The following is a 17,103-nucleotide window of genomic DNA, read 5'->3' on the forward strand; positions in this document are numbered from 1 at the left end:
TCATGAAATACGGTATTCTGATGTGACAAAACCTGAATCCTGGTCGTTAAAGTGTTTGTTTACACTCATATTTTAACTGTTAGGACTCAGGTTTTTTTATTTAAAGCAAACTATGGGACAGCAGTGGAGATGCGCCTTCCTTTTTTATAGATACGATGGTGTGCCCTGCGGGACTCGAACCCACGCCGGTCGCTTAGGAGGCAACTGCTCTATCCAGTTAAGCTAAGGGCACAAAACGCCCTTAATTTAGCTGAAAAAAAGCTGAAAAAAAAGTTATTACCGAAGTAATAACTTTTTCTTTTGTCAGTAAAAATAACTTAGCTGTTTTTTTGTTTTAGCAATTTAAACAGACCCCACATCAGCACAATCCAGACCGGAATCATATACACCGATTCGCTAAAGCCTTGGGTCCACATAATGTACAGGATGGTGGCAATAAACAGCAGCACAATCACGTTACCCACAGGTGACCACAGTGCAGGGAAAGAGGTGGTTTGACCTGAGTTTTTCATGGCCTGAATAAACTTCAGGTGAGTCAGGGTAATCATGGCCCAGTTCAGTACCAAGGCACCGACCACAATATAAATCAGATGACTTAAAGCGTCTTCTGGTACAAAGTAGTTCAACAATACACAGCCAAAAATCAGCAGGGCAGAGAACAGCACCGCAGGAATTGGCACGCCTTGCTTGTTCACTTTCAGGAATACTTTTGGCGCATTGCCTTGTTGGGCCAGACCGAACAGCATCCGGCTATTGGCATACATACCACTGTTATAAACCGACAGCGCCGCCGTTAAAATAATAAAGTTCAGCAGATGTGCCGCCCAGCCAATGCCTAACTGGCTAAAGATCATCACGAATGGGCTTTTATCCAGACCGCCCAGTTCCAGCTGATTCCATGGCACTAACGACAGTAAAATCGTCAATGAACCAACATAGAAAATCAGGATACGGAACACCACCTGATTGATGGCTTTTGGAATAGTCTTTTTCGGGTCCTGCGCTTCTGCTGCTGCCATACCAATTAGCTCGATCCCGCCAAAGGCAAACATCAGGAAGGCCAGCATGAAGAATAAGCCTTCAAAGCCGTGCGGGAAGAATCCGCCATGGCTCCAGAGGTTGCTAAATGAAGCAGTCGAGTTGGCATCTGCGGTCAACAGGAGGTACAGACCAAAAATGATCATCGATACTACTGCGGCCACTTTAATAATTGCCAGCCAGAATTCTGATTCCCCATAAAATTTTACATTGCCGAGGTTGATCAGGGTAATGACAATAAAGAAAAACAGGACCGAGGACCAGGCCGGAATATGCGGCCACCAGTAGTTAATATATTTGGCGACAGCGGTGAGTTCGGTCATGGCGACCAGAATATATAAAATCCAGTAATTCCAGCCGGCCAGGAAGCCAGGGAATTTCCCCCAATAGCGATAAGCAAAATGGCTGAAAGAACCTGCAACTGGTTCATGAACAATCATTTCGCCCAGTTGGCGCATAATTAAAAATGCAATCAAACCCCCAATCGCATAGCCTAAAATAATAGAGGGACCTGCGGATTGGATGACTTGAGCGGAACCTAAGAATAAGCCAGTACCAATCGCGCCGCCCATGGCGATGAGTTGGATATGACGGTTCTTTAAGCCACGCTGAAGTTGAGAAGACTCGTTGTTCAAAGTGTTCAGCCCGACAATGTATAATAAGTGGCTCGATTGTAATAGATAGTTGCAAATTAGCCTAGTAGATCACCAGTCGCTTCAGAACAGCTCATAAAATCGAAAAATGGTCATTTTGTTGAAACAATAATTGAATCAAGATATTAATTTTATTGGCTATATTTTTTTAGGCTTGAAAATTTCAAGTCTGCAGCCAAAGATTTGGGTAAATTTTATACTTAAGTCCAGTTCACCTGATTTTTTAAGCAAAAGACGTTATCATTTAAAGCAAGCAAAAACCTTGCTTTGGATTATGTAATACAACGAAAAATCAAAGGATTAGATAAGAATGCGCTGCGCTCCACAAATTAAAATTGCAGCCACCTATATGCGTGGCGGTACCAGTAAAGGTGTCTTTTTCAAATTGGATGACTTACCAGTCGAAGCGCAAGTGCCTGGAAAAATTCGTGATCAGCTACTGCTACGGGTCATTGGCAGCCCGGACCCTTATGGCAAGCAGATTGATGGCATGGGCGGCGCCACTTCCAGTACCAGTAAAACCGTGATTCTGGCCAAAAGCAGCCAGCCGGAGCATGATGTCGATTATCTATTTGGTCAGGTGGCAATTGATCAGCCTTTTGTGGACTGGAGCGGTAACTGTGGCAACCTGACTGCTGCGGTGGGTGCCTTTGCCATCAGTCAGGGCTTGGTGGATGCCGATAAAATTCCAGAAAACGGTCTGTGCACTGTGCGTATCTGGCAGAAAAATATTCAGAAAACCATTATCGCGCATGTGCCAATCACCGATGGCCAGGTGCAGGAAACCGGTGATTTTGAGCTGGATGGTGTGACTTTTCCGGCAGCAGAAGTACAAATTGAATTTTTAGATCCGGCCGATGATGGCGAAGAGGGCGGGGCCATGTTTCCGACTGGCAATGTGGTGGATACCTTTGTGGTACCAGATGTCGGGACTTTTCAGGCGACTTTTATTAATGCCGGTATTCCGACCATCTTTTTAAATGCCGATGAAATTGGCTATAGCGGTACCGAATTGCAGGATGACATTAATAGTAATCCGGAGGCGCTGGCGCGTTTTGAAAAAATCCGGGCCTATGGGGCTAAGCAGATGGGCTTGATTGATGATGTGGCGGAAGCGGCAAAACGTCAGCATACCCCGAAAATTGCTTTTGTCGCGCGTCCACAGAGCTATACCGCATCAAGTGGTAAAAATATTCAGGCTGAAGATGTCGATTTGCTGGTGCGTGCCTTGTCGATGGGTAAACTGCACCATGCCATGATGGGCACTGCTGCGGTGGCCATTGGGACAGCCGCTGCCGTGCCGGGGAGCTTGGTGAATCTGGCTGCTGGTGGTGGCGAGCGTGAAGCGGTGCGTTTTGGTCATCCTTCTGGGACTTTACGCGTCGGCGCGCAAGCGGTGCAGGAAAACGGTCAGTGGCAGGTGAAAAAAGCGGTGATGAGCCGTAGTGCGCGGGTGCTGATGGAAGGCTGGGTACGTGTACCGGCCGAGGTGCTGGAATAACGCTGACTTGATTTTGCCTGAATTAATGAATTCGCCTCTATGTTCAATAGGGGCGTTTTTTATGGATTGAGATCGAAAGCTGAAAAAAACTGAAATATCCGCTTGTCTGTAGTTAAGGCTTAAAAAAACTTAAATTAGAGGTACAATGCGGACAGGGGGTTGGCCAGTGACGGCTAACAATCTTATAGAACAACCAATTCGAGGCAAATGTGTCATCTCTCACTGACGTCCCTGTAACTGTGTTGACTGAAGCGCAACAACGTATCCAACAAGATTTATTGACAGCCTTAGACGCTTTTGCCATTCCTGAGCCTTTAAAAGGGGCGGTCTATCATGCAGTAATGCTGGGTGGAAAACGCGTGCGTCCGGCCTTGTGTTATGCCACAGCAGCCTTAAAACCGAATACCAATATGGCGGCAGTGCGCCGTGCAGCGGTGGCGATTGAGCTGATTCACTGCTATTCGCTGGCGCATGATGATTTGCCTTGTATGGACAATGATTTGCTGCGCCGTGGCCAGCCGACCTGTCATGCGGCTTTTGGTGAAGATACGGCACTGTTGGCCGGTGATATTTTGCAGTCAATGGCCTTTGAGGTATTGGGCAGCCGTTTGTTTGATCAGGGTGCGGCAGTAGATGCGACAATTGTGCTAAAGCAGATGCAGATTCTGGCGACCGCGTCTTCCAAGATGGTGTGCGGACAGGTGCTGGATTTACAGGCCGAAGGCAAGCAGGTCGATCAGGCTGCGTTAGAAACGATTCATCGCAATAAAACCGGTGCTTTAATTTCTGCGGCGATTATGATGGCTGCAGTAGCGATTTTTGAGGGTACCGATCGCGCGATTCCACAACTGCGCGAATATGGGCAGGTGATTGGTCTGGCCTTCCAGGTCCAGGATGATATTCTGGATATTATTTCTGATACTGAAGTGTTAGGCAAAACTGCCGGGAAGGATGAACAGGTGGAGAAATCGACCTATCCGGCATTGATGGGGCTGGAGCAGGCACAGGCTTATGCCACAGATTTGCATGATCAAGCCCTGCAGGCGCTAGACTACTTTGCTGAAGATGCCGCCGCATTAAGAGCCATTTCACAATTTTTATGGCAACGTAAAAGTTAATTAAAAAAGCGTGTTGTCAAAACACGCTTTTTTGTTTTATTCCTGGATTTTGGCATCCGGAGCAATCAGGGCTTTGCCTTTCTTAAGGCCTTCTAGTGCAGCCTGATTAAAGTCAAACAGCAGCTTATTGTCTTTGGCATCAATATTGTAACGGCTAATCAGTTTCTGGTCACCGTCCAGGGTATCCACCGTGTACTCATCAGCAATATTTAAAATACCATCGAGGTTAATACTGGCTGAGGCTTTGTCCTGACGGAACAGCTCGTAAATATCACGTAAATCGAAAATGGCATTGTTCGCGTCTGGATGTTTCTCAATATAATTTTCAATATGACGCATAATTAGCTGGGCAAAGAGAAAGTACTCAGGATGATGGGTAAATTTTAAGCTCATGTATGTACTCCTTATTATTGAAATTTATAGTTCTTCTTAGGAATACCATAAGCCTTCAGATTGATGAAGCCTTAAGCGCTTTAAATTGCAAAAATATACAAATCACGCCGGCATTCAGGCGCAGAATAAGATCATCATTTTAATTCGGTGTAAATGAAGCCGAATACGGCTGGCAGGATTGGCCATTGCAAATTTAGTGATCAATAGCAGCGACTCATGCAAAATTTTGGAAAAATTAATAAATAAACACATCTTGATTTAGTAAAGCGATTATGGCCTGTAGGGGCCAACAGAATGGTGCTCTGGCATTTGTTTCGCGGAAAAATCATCCGAAAGACTAAGGCTTATAAGCTAGCAAGTGAAATCATAAATCAGGTACAATTGGCGGGATTAATTTTGTGTTTGGTGTATTTGAAGGCCAATACATACATTCTTTGTTAATAAATAGGCCTGCCAGGAGTTATCCCCGCATGAGTGCCATTACTCCATACGAATGGGCAATTATTGCCTTCGTGATCGGCGTTACATTTTTATGCGTCTTTATGCTCACTGTCCCGTTACTCCTAGGGGGTAAATCATGGGGCCGTGCCAAGCAGGAGCAGTTTGAGTCAGGTGTTGTGAGTGCAGGTGGTGCACGCATTCGCTTGTCTGCCAAGTTCTATTTAGTTGCGATTTTCTTCGTTGTGTTCGACTTAGAAGCACTTTATCTATACGCATGGGCAGCTTCTGTTCGTGAAGTAGGTTGGGTGGGCTTTGCAACGGCTGCTGTATTTATTTTAGTTTTACTCGTTGGTTTGATTTACGAACTGTCAACCGGTGCACTGAACTGGGCTCCATCTGACAAACGTAAAGCTGCAGGGATTAAACCTAAAATCGGTTCACCAAATATGGATCTTGCAGAAATTACCCGCTTTAACTCAATTGAAGAGCTGGTAATCGACCCTACTGGTCAAATTCCTGCTCAATCTGCTGGTCATGTGAAAAAATCACAGGCTATATCATCTGATAAGGAGTAACTCGGGATGAAATATACCTTAACCCGTGCGAATCCGGATGCTGATCAATATCCACTTCAGGAGCGCCAGATCGTTACAGATCCGCTTGAAGAAGAAGTGAATAAAAATGTGTTCATGACTCGTTTAGAAGACTTGGCACATACAGCAGTAAACTGGGGGCGTAAGAACTCAGTTTGGCCGTTTAACTTTGGTACATCTTGCTGCTACGTAGAGTATGCAACGACTTTAACCGGCGTGCATGACTTGTCACGTTTTGGTGCCGAGGTTATTCGTGCTTCACCTCGTCAGGCCGACCTCATGATTGTCGCCGGTACCTGTTTCGTGAAAATGGCCCCAGTAATCCAGCGTTTGTACGAGCAAATGCTTGAGCCAAAATGGGTCATCTCAATGGGTGCATGTGCAAACTCAGGCGGTATGTACGATATTTATTCGGTTGTACAAGGTGTGGATAAAATCATTCCTGTCGATGTGTATATCCCAGGTTGCCCACCACGTCCTGAAGCCTTAATTCAGGCATTAATGTTGTTGCAAGACCAAATTCAATTAGAGCGCCGTCCGCTGTCTGCGGTGATTGGTGATGATCTTAAGCCAGTGTATAAGCCAAAGATGATGCCAGAACGTGACCGTAAGCAAGCACAGCGTATTGCGGTGAAAAACCTGCGCTCTATGGATGAAATTAAATAATTTAAGCGACAAAATCGTGGTGCACCCGTTATGGGTGTAGTTGTCGTTTAGGTTGACTGAATTTGTATTAAATAGGAAGCCAAGCCAATGGCTGAAACTGACATTGCTATGCCAGAATCAACAGCAGTTGATTCCCGCCCAGCATTTGCAATTGTAGAAGAGCTCAAAACCAAATTTGGTGAGAACTTCTATGTGCAAACGACTTTTGAAGATTTTCCAACGGTCTGGGTTGAGCGCGCACGCGTACAAGAAGTCTTGATGTTCTTGCGTACAGTGTCACGTCCATACGTGATGCTGTTTGACCTGTCTGCGGTAGATGAGCGTTTACGTACGCACCGCGACGGATTGCCTGCATCTGACTTTACCGTGTTCTATCACCTGTTGTCGTTAGAACGTAACAGCGATATCCGTGTCAAAGTTGCGCTAAATGAGAACGATCTGAATATTCCGACTGCGACCAATATCTGGCCAAATGCCAACTGGTACGAGCGTGAAGCTTACGATATGTTCGGCATTAACTTCGAAGGGCATCCAATGCTCCGTCGTATCTTGCTGCCAACCTATTGGGAAGGTCACCCGCTGCGCAAGGAATATTCTGCACGTGCCACTGAATATACCCCGTATATGCAGAACCAGGCCAAGCAGGATTTTGAACAGGAACACTTACGTTTTGTACCGGAAGACTGGGGGCTGACCCGCGGTAACGAAGACGAAGACTTCATGTTCCTGAACTTGGGTCCTAACCACCCATCTGCGCACGGTGCGTTCCGTGTCATCTTGCAGCTGGATGGTGAAGAAGTAAAAGACTGTGTACCCGACATCGGCTATCACCACCGTGGTGTAGAGAAAATGGCTGAGCGTCAAACCTGGCACTCATTCATTCCGTATACCGACCGTGTCGACTACCTCGGTGGTTGTGCGCAAAACATGCCGTATGTGATGGGTGTGGAGCAGCTGGCCGGTATTCAGGTGCCAGAGCGTGCACAATGTATCCGTGTGATGATGTCGGAACTGTTCCGTATCAATAACCACTTGCTTTATATCGGTACAGCAATTCAGGATGCCGGCGGTATGACCCCAGTATTCTATATGTTCGCCGACCGTCAGAAGATTTATGACGCGATTGAAGCGATCACCGGTTACCGTATGCACCCAGCCTGGTTCCGTATTGGCGGTACCGCGCATGACCTTCCAAACAACTGGCAGCACCTGATCCGCGAGATTCTGGAGTGGATGCCAAAGCGTCTGAAGGAATACCATACTGCAGCGCTGAAAAACTCGGTGTTTGAAGGCCGTACCCGCAATGTAGCGCAGTACGATGCAAAATCTGCATTGGCCTGGGGTGTGACAGGTACCGGTTTACGTGCAACAGGTATCGACTTTGACGTACGTAAATACCGTCCATACAGCGGCTATGAAAACTATGACTTCGAAGTGCCGGTGGAGTACGAAGGTGATGCCTATGCGCGTGTCATCGTTCACTACCGCGAAATCGAACAGTCTTTAAAAATCATCAAGCAGTGCTTGGATAACATGCCATCTGGTCCATATAAAGCGGATCATCCTCTGGCTGTTCCACCACCAAAAGACAAGACATTACAAGATATTGAAACCCTGATTACGCACTTCTTGAGCGTGTCTTGGGGGCCTGTCATGCCGGCAGGTGAAGCATCTGTAATGGCAGAAGTGGTGAAAGGGGCGTCGAACTACTACTTGACTTCAGACAAGTCAACCATGAGTTATCGTACCCGTATCCGTACACCAACCTTCACGCACTTACAGCAAATTCCTTCGGTGATTAACGGCAGTCTGGTCTCTGACTTGATTATTTATTTAGCGACAATTGATGTCGTAATGGCTGACGTGGATCGCTAAGGGGTAAACGCATTATGATGATTTTGACTGATAAAAAGCCACGTGTGAATGTTGAAGGGATTTTAACTGCGGATGAAATCCACGAAATCGAACATCACATTGGTCACTATCCGTACCCACGTGCAGCATCTCTGGATGCGCTGAAGTGTGTACAACGCCGTAATGGCTGGATTGATGACGCACAGCTCAATGCGATTGCTCAACTGCTTTCAATCAGTGTTGCTGATTTAGAAGGGGTAGCAACGTTCTATAACCGTATTTACCGTCAACCGGTAGGTCGTCACGTTATTCTTTTGTGTGACTCTATCGCGTGCTTCTTGATGGGGGCGGAAACTTTGGCAGAAGCGTTCCAGCGCGAGCTTGGTATTCAGTTTGGTCAAACGACTGCAGATGGTCGTTTCACTTTGCTGCCAATCTGCTGTCTGGGCAACTGTGACAAAGGTCCAACGTTAATGATTGATGAAGATACTCACGGTCTGGTTGAAGTGACATCAATTAAACAGTTATTGGAGAAGTATGTATGAATACCGAACCAAAACCAATTTATGGCGACGGTAACCCAGAAACTCATCCATTAACTTGGCGTTTGAGTAAACAAGAGCATGTTCGTAATGCAGATGATTACGAAGCGCTTGATGGTTATGCCGGCTTCAAAAAAGCCATTAGCATGACACCGGCTGAAGTGCTGGATGTGGTGAAAGCTGCAACCGTTAAAGGTCGTGGTGGTGCAGGCTTCCCGGCAGGCATCAAATGGTCGCTGATGGCGCCAAATGACAATTCAGGTCCACGTTACCTGATCTGTAATGCCGACGAAATGGAACCGGGTACCTTCAAAGACCGCTTGTTGATGGAAAAACTTCCACATCAATTGATTGAAGGTATGCTGATTGCGGCATATACACTGGAAGCGACTCACGGCTATATCTTTATCCGTGGTGAGTACATCGAAGCTGCACAATACTTAAATGAAGCAATTGAGCAGATTCGTGCCAAAGGTTACCTGGGCGACAACATCCTGGGTTCTGGCTGGAACTTCGAGCTGTATGTACACACCGGCGCGGGCCGTTATATCTGTGGTGAAGAAACCGCACTGATTAACTCGCTGGAAGGTCGCCGTGCCAATCCGCGTACCAAACCGCCATTCCCGCAAGTTGCAGGGGCGTGGGGTCGTCCTACGATTGTCAACAACGTAGAAACCTACAACAACTTGCCAGCCATTTTGTTACGTGGTCCTGAGTGGTACATCAACCTGTCTGCGGGTAAATCTAAAGATCCAGGTACGAAAATTTACGGTGCATCAGGTAAGGTGAAATTCCCAGGTCTTTGGGAGCTGCCTTTTGGTACCACTGCACGTGAAGTGATTGAAGAACATGCCGGTGGTATGCGTGACGGCCTGAAGCTGAAAGCATGGTTACCAGGTGGTGCATCAACAGACTTCCTGGCTGCTGAGCACATTGACCTGCCAATGGATGCAGAAAGCATCATGAAAGCGGGTTCACGTTTAGGTACCTGTCTGCTGATGGTGGTCGATGAAACCCAATGTATGGTTTCAGCAACCCGTAACTTAGAAGAATTCTTTGCGCGTGAATCATGTGGCTGGTGTACACCTTGCCGTGATGGTTTACCGTGGGCGGTAAAAGCACTGAAAGCACTCGAAGATGGTACGGGTACGAAAGAAGACATCGATCACTTACAGGAACTGACCCGTAAGCTTTGGATTGGTAAAACTTTCTGTGCACACGCACCAGGTGCGATGGAACCGTTAATGGGCGCACTCAAATATTTCCGTGGCGAGTTTGAAGCGAAAGTGGTGAATGCCGCAGCTCAGACCAGCAACGTAGAACAAGCTTAAGGAATTCGACTATGGCTACAATTCATGTCGATGGAAAATCGTATGAAGTCAACGGCTCAGAAAACTTGCTGCAAGCTTGTTTAAGCCTTGGCATCGACATCCCATATTTTTGTTGGCATCCATCCTTAGGTTCTGTCGGTTCTTGCCGTCAATGTGCTGTGACGCAATACGCGAATCCTGAAGATACGCGTGGTCGTCTGGTCATGTCATGTATGACGCCTGCTGCTGACAATACCTACATCTCGATTGAAGACAAAGAAGCAAAAGATTTCCGAGCTTCTGTTGTTGAATTCTTGATGACCAACCACCCGCACGACTGTCCGGTCTGTGAAGAAGGTGGTCACTGTCATTTACAGGATATGACTGTAATGACGCAACACGACCGTCGTCGTTACCGTTTCACCAAGCGTACGCATTACAACCAGGAACTGGGTTCGTTTATTGCGCACGAGATGAACCGCTGTATCGCCTGTTACCGTTGTGTGCGTTACTACAAAGACTATGCTGGCGGTACCGACTTTGGCGTGTATGCCAACGCATCACGTGTGTACTTCGGTCGTCCAGAATCAGGGACTTTAGAATCTGAATTCTCGGGTAACCTGACTGAAGTCTGCCCAACAGGTGTATTCACCGACAAAACTCACTCTGCGCGCTACAACCGTAAGTGGGACATGCAGTATGCGCCTAGCGTATGCCAAGGCTGTTCTTCAGGCTGTAACATTTCTCCAGGTGAGCGTTATGGTGAACTGCGTCGTGTAGAAAACCGTTTCAATGGTGAAGTGAACCAGTACTTCCTGTGTGACAAAGGCCGTTTCGGTACCGGTTATGTGAACCGTGAAGATCGTCCGCGTCAGCCACAATTCCGTGATGGTCAAAATGTCACGACTGTGTCTGTCGATCAGGCATTAGACACCGTGATTGAGAATCTTCAAGGCAAAAAAGTGCTGGGTATTGGCTCACCACGTGCCTCGCTTGAATCGAACTTTGCACTGCGCGAACTGGTTGGTCAGGACAACTACTCAACCGGTATGTCGCAAAAAGAGCAAAGTCTGGTGGAACTGGCGGCATCAATCATGCAAACCGAAGGTGTTTACAACCCGGGCATGCGTGAAATTGAAAGCTATGACGCCGTGTTAATTCTGGGTGAAGACCTGACACAAACTGCACCACGTATGGCTTTATCTGTTCGTCAAGCGGCGAAAAACAAAGCCAAAGAAATGGCGGCAGAGCGTCGTACTCAAGAATGGCTGGCTGAACCAGTACAACGTATTGCGCAAGATGCGAAATCTCCGATTTACATTCTGGCTGCAACACAAACCCGTCTAGCAGATGTAGCAACTGGTGAAGTGGTTGCATCTCCAAATGACATCGCGCGTTTAGGCTTTGCTATTGCAGCTGGCGTAAAAGGCGAAGTGATTACCGGTTTAGATGACGATGCCAAAGCATTTGCGCAAACCATCGCAGATACCTTAAAAGCGGCGAAGAAGCCTTTAATCATCTCTGGTACAAGCTTACAAGACGCTGCCATCATGGAAGCTGCGGCTCAAGTGGCTCAAAACCTTGGTAATGCAGGCTTAACATTGACTGTTCCTGAAGTGAACTCAATGGGCTTGGCGATCTTTGGTGGTCAGAGCTTGGAGCAAGCCTTTGCACAAGACTATGACACTGTGATTGTGGTGGAAAATGACCTTTACCGTCGTTTACCAGCGGCTCAGGTCGATGCTGCACTTGCAGGTAAAGACATTATTGTGCTGGACCACTCTGAAACTGCGACTGTGGCGAAAGCAGACATCGTACTTTCAGCAGCAAGCTTCGCTGAAGGTGATGGTACTGTGGTATCGCAAGAAGGCCGTGCACAGCGTTTCTATCAAGTGTATGACCCAAGCTACTACAAGCCGGAACTGGCGATTAAAGAATCTTGGCGCTGGTTACATGCCCTTGAAACTGGCATGAAAGGTAAAGCGATTTCATGGACCTTGCTGGATGATGTGATCGAGTCTGTAGCGAAAAACGTACCGGCATTAGAAGGTATTTTAGACGTTGCACCAGATGCGGGCTTCCGTGTCCATGGTCTGAAAGTGGCACGTGAACCACGTCGTTACTCAGGCCGTACTGCCATTCGTGCACCGCTTTCGATTCACGAACCAAAACAGCCGACCGATGTCGATTCTGCATTAACTTTCTCGATGGAAGGTTATGTCGGTAATCAGACGCCATCTGCACTGGTGCCATTTGCGTGGTCTGCAGGCTGGAACTCGCCACAGGCCTGGAACAAATTCCAGGACAACGTGGGCGGTCACTTAAAAGGTGGTGATTCAGGCGTACGTTTATTCGACCGTTTACCAAAACGTCCAGCACGTAGCTTCGTAGCACCAAGCCCTGTATTGGCCAATCCGGACAGCTTCCGTTTGGTGCCAATGCATCATATTTTTGCGTCAGGTGAATTCACCATTAAAACACCAGCGATGGAATCACGTATTCCTGAAGCCATGTTTGCCGTGGGTGAACAGGATGCAAGCCGTTTGAACCTGAAAGATGGTCAGAAGATCACTGTGAAAGCAGGTGAGACTTCAATTGTTCTTCCAGTTCAAGTGATTGAATATTTACCTACAGGTTATATTGGTTACCCAATTGGTCTAGCACCGACGGTATCTCTTGCTGAGCCTGTGTCAGTCGCGGTAGGAGTATAATTCATGGAACAAGAATTAATGCGTCAAACACCGCTTTGGGCTGAGAACTGGCCAATTGCCTATTCAGTCATTCAAGCGATTGTGATCTTGCTGGTTGTGGTACTGGTTGCAGCATTAATGTCATTTATCGAGCGTCGTCTGCTCGGTTTATGGCAAGACCGTTACGGTCCGAACCGTGTAGGTCCGGGCGGTATGTTCCAGATTGTCGCCGACATGCTGAAAATCATGTTCAAAGAAGACTGGACACCAAAATTCGCTGACAAGCTGACTTTCCGTATGGCACCTGCAGTTGCAATGGCAACTGCGGTACTGTCGTTCATGGTTATTCCTGTATCACCGTATTTAGGTGTGGCAGACATGAGCATCGGCCTGCTGTTCTTTATGGCAATGGCGGGTATTGCAGTCTATGCGGTTCTGTTTGGTGGCTGGTCATCAAATAACAAATATGCATTGCTGGGTGGTCTACGTTCTGCAGCGCAAACCATTTCTTATGAAGTGTTCCTGGGTATTTCCCTGATGGGTGTGGTGGCAATTGCCGGCTCATTCAACATGCGTGAAATTGTAGAAGCACAGCAAGACGTCTGGTTTGTAATTCCTCAGTTCTTGGGCTTCTTGATTTTCGTGGTTGCAGGTGTTGCGGTAACGCACCGTCACCCGTTTGACCAACCAGAAGCAGAACAGGAATTGGCAGAAGGTTATCACGTTGAATACGGCGGTATGAAATGGGGGATGTTCTTCGTTGCGGAATACGTCAACGTGGTGCTGATCTCTGCGCTGATCGTGACGTTATTCTTCGGTGGCTGGTTAGCGCCATTCGGACTTGATTTCTTACCTCCAGCATTCTGGTTCATTATCAAAACAGCATTCTTTGTAATGATGTTCGTTCTGGCACGTGGTTCTTTGATGCGTCCACGTTATGACCAGGTAATGAACTTTGGCTGGAAAATTTGCTTGCCATTAGCGTTGGTGAACCTGCTGGTTACTGGCGCGGTTATCTTGTGGTAAGGGCAGGGAGAACAAAATGTATAAGTTTCTAGCTGGATTTGGGTCAATCGTGCGCTCGTTGTGGATGGTGTTCAGCCACGCAACCCGCAAACGTGACACCATTTTATATCCGGAAGTGCCAGCCGAAGAAATCGTACCACCGCGTTTCCGTGGTCGTATCGTGCTTACACGTGACCCAGATGGCGAAGAGCGCTGCGTTGCCTGTAACCTGTGTGCCGTTGCATGTCCAGTGGGTTGTATTTCACTGCAAAAAGCAGAGCAGGAAGATGGTCGTTGGTATCCGGAATTTTTCCGTATCAACTTCTCTCGCTGTATCTTCTGCGGTATGTGTGAAGAAGCCTGCCCGACAACTGCAATTCAGCTGACACCAGACTTTGAATTGGGTGAATATGTTCGTCAGGACCTGGTCTATGAAAAAGAACATTTGCTGATTTCAGGTCCGGGTAAATATCCTGACTATAACTTCTACCGTGTAACCGGTATGGCAGTTACAGGTAAAGACAAAGGTCAAGCACAAAAAGAAAGTGCACCTGTTGATGTACGGAGTCTATTACCATGATGTGGCCGTTTTATTTGATGGCACTCGTGGCCATTATCTCTACTGTTCGTGTTGTCACCAACACGAACCCAGTACATGCGTTACTGAGCTTGATCGTGTCATTACTTGCAGTTGCAGGGATGTTCATGATTGTGGGTGCACCGTTTGCCGGTGCCCTGGAAATTATTGTGTATGCCGGCGCGATCATGGTGTTATTCGTGTTCGTGGTGATGATGTTGAACTTGGGTCAGCAAACTGTTGAACAAGAGAGCAAATGGCTCAACTCATCTGCATGGGCATATCCAGCATTAATGAGCTTCTTGATGGGTCTGGTTCTGGTATGGATGCTTGCATCTGATTACTCCAGCACGCCAGCTGTCATGGGAACCGAAATTGTTGGTCCTAAAGAAGTCGGTCAAGCACTCTTTACTCACTATTTATTATTGGTTGAAGTTGCCGCGATGTTATTGCTAGCAGCCCTGGTTGCAGCATTCCACTTAGGTAAACGTGAACCAGGTGCAGAAGAGGAAAAACAATAATGGGCAACATCCCTTTAGAACATGGTTTGATCGTTGCAACCATTCTTTTTGCACTGGGTTTTTACGGTGTAATGGTGCGACGCAACCTGTTATTCATTTTAATGAGCCTTGAAATCATGATGAACGCAGCAGCACTTGCGTTCGTTCTGGCGGGTAGTGCCTGGGTACAACCAGATGGCCAGATCATGTTCATCTTGATTCTGACGCTGGCTGCGGCAGAGGCGTGTATCGGTCTTGCGATCGTCCTTCAGTTCTATCATCGCTTCCATCACCTGGATGTGGATGCTGCTAGTGAGATGCGCGGATGAGTTATTTATATTTAACAATTTTGTTCCCGCTAATCGGTTTTATTTTATTAGCGGCAGGGCGTCACAATCTTCCTGAGAAAGTTGCGGCGATTATCGGGGTAGGGGCAGTTGGTCTATCGGCATTATTTGCCCTGATTGCCGGCCTTGACTTTGTCAATAACGGTAAAGAACTTTACGTTCAGCATTTGTGGACGTGGTTTAGCGTGGGTGATTTTGCCCCAGGCATCAGCTTGCAGCTTGACGGCTTATCGTTGCTGATGATGGGCATGATTACCGGTGTTGGTTTCCTGATTCACATCTTCGCATCTTGGTATATGCGTGGTGAGGAAGACTTTGCACGTTTCTTCTCTTACTTCAACCTGTTCGTAGCCAGCATGTTACTGCTGGTACTGGGCGATAACCTGGCGTTATTGTTCCTGGGTTGGGAAGGTGTAGGTCTGTGTTCTTACCTGTTAATCGGTTATTACTACCAGAACCCGGCCAACGGTTTTGCTGCAATTAAAGCATTTACCGTAACGCGTGTTGGTGATGTATTCCTGCTGATTGCACTGTTCTTGCTGTACCAACAGTTCGGTACCCTGAATACACAGTATATCGTTGAGAATGCTGCTGCGGTTATGACCCAAAGCTCATCAATTACCATCTGGACTGCCTTAATGTTGTTCTTGGGTGCTGCTGGTAAATCTGCGCAAATCCCGTTACAAACCTGGTTGGCAGATGCGATGGCAGGTCCGACGCCAGTATCTGCGTTAATCCACGCGGCAACCATGGTGACTGCGGGTGTTTATCTATGCTGCCGTATGTTCAGCGTATTTGAACTTGCACCAGAAGTGATGATCTTCATTTCTATTACCGGTGCGGTAACCTTGCTGGTGGCTGGTTTTGCAGCGCTGGTTCAAACCGATATCAAACGTATTCTGGCTTACTCAACCATGAGTCAGCTCGGTTATATGTTTATGGCCGTGGGTGCTGAAGCGTACCAGGCAGGTCTGTTCCACATGCTGACTCACGCATTCTTCAAGGCATTATTATTCTTGTCTTCAGGTGCAGTGATTCTGGCTTACCATCACGAACAAAACATCTTCAAGATGGGCGGTCTGTTCTACAAGAACAAATTCCTGTTTGCATGTTTCGCGATTGGTGGCGGTGCCTTGGCAGCCATTCCATTCCTGACCATCGGCTTCTTCTCTAAAGATGCGATTCTGGCCGCGGTGTGGACACAAAGCCATTTAGCTGGCGTACCAGTCTTCAATACACTGTATTGGGTGGGTGTTGCAGGTGCGTTCTTAACGTCTATTTATACTTTCCGTTTAATCTGGGTAGTATTCTTCGGCAAAGAAAACACGCCTTATCATGAAATCAAAGGCATTACTTACTGGGCTCCACTGGCAATTCTGGCAGTGCTTTCAACGGGTCTGGCGATTGTGCTGAAAGCACCAGTGATGAGCATTCTGGATGCTGCACAAATTCCAGCCTTCATTATTCCTGAAGCGCTTGAAGCCGGTGCACATGGTGCTGAATACATCGCGATTGGGGTTGCTTTGGCAGGTCTTGCTGTTGGCGTGGTGCTGTTTGCGTTTGCTTACAATGCCGTAAAAGGCTTTGCTCAGACTTCTCTGGGTTCAGGTCTGGCCAATATCTGCCGTAATGCACTTGGTTTCGATGCGTTGTATGACATCGTATTCGTGAAGCCTTACCTGCTTATCGCTAAAATTTTAGGTCGCGATCCGATTGATGGCTTGTGGCTGGTGCTTCCTGCAATTGTTAAAGCAGGCAACAGCTTTACCAGTTCACGTCAAACCGGTTCATTGCGCGAATACGCCTCTAGTATGGCCCTGGGTGTTGTTGTTTTACTGCTGGTCGTGGTCGTGACTCAGGTCGTGGGGAAATAAG

General features: G+C 47.3%; 15 protein-coding genes and 1 tRNA gene. 13 read left to right on the forward strand and 3 right to left on the reverse strand.

Annotated features, from left to right (window positions below; translation table 11 throughout):
* Positions 1–156: 156 nt before the first annotated feature.
* Together FTU50_RS00005 and FTU50_RS00010 are read right to left on the reverse strand one after the other, a co-directional pair.
* Positions 157–232, reverse strand: a tRNA-Arg gene (locus FTU50_RS00005).
* A gap of 85 nt (positions 233–317) precedes the next feature.
* Positions 318–1,673: an amino acid permease gene (locus tag FTU50_RS00010; RefSeq protein ID WP_034597873.1), complete on the reverse strand. Its 1,356-nt coding sequence runs from the start codon at positions 1,671–1,673 to the stop codon at positions 318–320.
* 328 nt (positions 1,674–2,001) lie between these two features.
* Between FTU50_RS00010 and prpF the strand changes: the two genes are divergently transcribed.
* The gene (gene prpF, locus FTU50_RS00015; protein WP_163145532.1) at positions 2,002–3,192 is read left to right on the forward strand and encodes a 2-methylaconitate cis-trans isomerase PrpF; all 1,191 of its coding nucleotides are present in this window, start codon (positions 2,002–2,004) and stop codon (positions 3,190–3,192) included.
* A 209-nt stretch (positions 3,193–3,401) separates the two neighbouring features.
* Positions 3,402–4,310, forward strand: a complete 909-nt coding sequence (locus FTU50_RS00020) for a farnesyl diphosphate synthase (RefSeq protein ID WP_005179661.1) — start codon at positions 3,402–3,404, stop codon at positions 4,308–4,310.
* Between the two features lie 36 nt (positions 4,311–4,346).
* Here FTU50_RS00020 and FTU50_RS00025 read toward each other — a convergent pair whose 3' ends face one another.
* Positions 4,347–4,703, reverse strand: a complete 357-nt coding sequence (locus FTU50_RS00025) for a hypothetical protein (protein ID WP_104505625.1) — start codon at positions 4,701–4,703, stop codon at positions 4,347–4,349.
* Between the two features lie 470 nt (positions 4,704–5,173).
* Here FTU50_RS00025 and ndhC point away from each other — a divergent pair, with 470 nt between their 5' ends.
* From ndhC to nuoL, 11 genes are all read left to right on the forward strand, one after another.
* On the forward strand, positions 5,174–5,719 hold the full coding sequence (gene ndhC, locus FTU50_RS00030) for an NADH-quinone oxidoreductase subunit A (protein ID WP_005179655.1): 546 nt from the start codon (positions 5,174–5,176) through the stop codon (positions 5,717–5,719).
* 6 nt (positions 5,720–5,725) lie between these two features.
* A complete protein-coding gene (locus FTU50_RS00035; RefSeq protein ID WP_005179652.1) occupies positions 5,726–6,403 on the forward strand; it encodes an NADH-quinone oxidoreductase subunit B family protein in 678 nt (225 codons plus the stop codon).
* 87 nt (positions 6,404–6,490) lie between these two features.
* Entirely contained in the window at positions 6,491–8,278 is a 1,788-nt protein-coding gene (nuoC, locus tag FTU50_RS00040) for an NADH-quinone oxidoreductase subunit C/D (protein WP_005179647.1), read from the forward strand.
* A 14-nt stretch (positions 8,279–8,292) separates the two neighbouring features.
* The gene (gene nuoE, locus FTU50_RS00045; protein WP_005179645.1) at positions 8,293–8,802 is read left to right on the forward strand and encodes an NADH-quinone oxidoreductase subunit NuoE; all 510 of its coding nucleotides are present in this window, start codon (positions 8,293–8,295) and stop codon (positions 8,800–8,802) included.
* The gene (gene nuoF / locus FTU50_RS00050) at positions 8,799–10,130 is read left to right on the forward strand and encodes an NADH-quinone oxidoreductase subunit NuoF (RefSeq protein WP_005179643.1); all 1,332 of its coding nucleotides are present in this window, start codon (positions 8,799–8,801) and stop codon (positions 10,128–10,130) included. The genes nuoE and nuoF overlap by 4 nt, the downstream gene beginning before the upstream one ends.
* 11 nt (positions 10,131–10,141) lie before the next feature.
* Positions 10,142–12,820, forward strand: a complete 2,679-nt coding sequence (gene nuoG / locus FTU50_RS00055) for an NADH-quinone oxidoreductase subunit NuoG (protein WP_005179641.1) — start codon at positions 10,142–10,144, stop codon at positions 12,818–12,820.
* A gap of 3 nt (positions 12,821–12,823) precedes the next feature.
* Positions 12,824–13,825, forward strand: coding sequence for an NADH-quinone oxidoreductase subunit NuoH (nuoH, locus tag FTU50_RS00060; RefSeq protein ID WP_005179637.1), 1,002 nt, complete (start codon positions 12,824–12,826; stop codon positions 13,823–13,825).
* 16 nt (positions 13,826–13,841) lie between these two features.
* Complete coding sequence (gene nuoI / locus FTU50_RS00065) at positions 13,842–14,384, forward strand: NADH-quinone oxidoreductase subunit NuoI (RefSeq protein ID WP_005179629.1); 543 nt, start codon at positions 13,842–13,844, stop codon at positions 14,382–14,384.
* Positions 14,384–14,902 (forward strand): NADH-quinone oxidoreductase subunit J, encoded by a 519-nt coding sequence (nuoJ, locus tag FTU50_RS00070; protein WP_171065113.1) that lies wholly within the window; start codon positions 14,384–14,386, stop codon positions 14,900–14,902. The genes nuoI and nuoJ overlap by 1 nt, the downstream gene beginning before the upstream one ends.
* Positions 14,902–15,210, forward strand: coding sequence for an NADH-quinone oxidoreductase subunit NuoK (gene nuoK, locus FTU50_RS00075; protein ID WP_005179622.1), 309 nt, complete (start codon positions 14,902–14,904; stop codon positions 15,208–15,210). The genes nuoJ and nuoK overlap by 1 nt, the downstream gene beginning before the upstream one ends.
* Entirely contained in the window at positions 15,207–17,102 is a 1,896-nt protein-coding gene (gene nuoL / locus FTU50_RS00080) for an NADH-quinone oxidoreductase subunit L (RefSeq protein ID WP_005179621.1), read from the forward strand. The genes nuoK and nuoL overlap by 4 nt, the downstream gene beginning before the upstream one ends.
* Position 17,103: the final 1 nt, after the last annotated feature.

The sequence above is a fragment of the Acinetobacter sp. YH12112 genome (assembly GCF_013418945.1).
GTDB lineage: Bacteria > Pseudomonadota > Gammaproteobacteria > Pseudomonadales > Moraxellaceae > Acinetobacter > Acinetobacter indicus.

Coding starts and splice junctions, on each gene's coding strand:
- nuoL (WP_005179621.1), top strand. CDS start 15,207: ATGAGTTATTTATATTTAACAATTTTGTTCCCGCTAATCGGTTTTATT.
- nuoJ (WP_171065113.1), top strand. CDS start 14,384: ATGTGGCCGTTTTATTTGATGGCACTCGTGGCCATTATCTCTACTGTT.
- FTU50_RS00035 (WP_005179652.1), top strand. CDS start 5,726: ATGAAATATACCTTAACCCGTGCGAATCCGGATGCTGATCAATATCCA.
- nuoC (WP_005179647.1), top strand. CDS start 6,491: ATGGCTGAAACTGACATTGCTATGCCAGAATCAACAGCAGTTGATTCC.
- prpF (WP_163145532.1), top strand. CDS start 2,002: ATGCGCTGCGCTCCACAAATTAAAATTGCAGCCACCTATATGCGTGGC.
- nuoE (WP_005179645.1), top strand. CDS start 8,293: ATGATGATTTTGACTGATAAAAAGCCACGTGTGAATGTTGAAGGGATT.
- nuoI (WP_005179629.1), top strand. CDS start 13,842: ATGTATAAGTTTCTAGCTGGATTTGGGTCAATCGTGCGCTCGTTGTGG.
- nuoK (WP_005179622.1), top strand. CDS start 14,902: ATGGGCAACATCCCTTTAGAACATGGTTTGATCGTTGCAACCATTCTT.
- FTU50_RS00025 (WP_104505625.1), bottom strand. CDS start 4,703: ATGAGCTTAAAATTTACCCATCATCCTGAGTACTTTCTCTTTGCCCAG.
- ndhC (WP_005179655.1), top strand. CDS start 5,174: ATGAGTGCCATTACTCCATACGAATGGGCAATTATTGCCTTCGTGATC.
- nuoG (WP_005179641.1), top strand. CDS start 10,142: ATGGCTACAATTCATGTCGATGGAAAATCGTATGAAGTCAACGGCTCA.
- nuoH (WP_005179637.1), top strand. CDS start 12,824: ATGGAACAAGAATTAATGCGTCAAACACCGCTTTGGGCTGAGAACTGG.
- nuoF (WP_005179643.1), top strand. CDS start 8,799: ATGAATACCGAACCAAAACCAATTTATGGCGACGGTAACCCAGAAACT.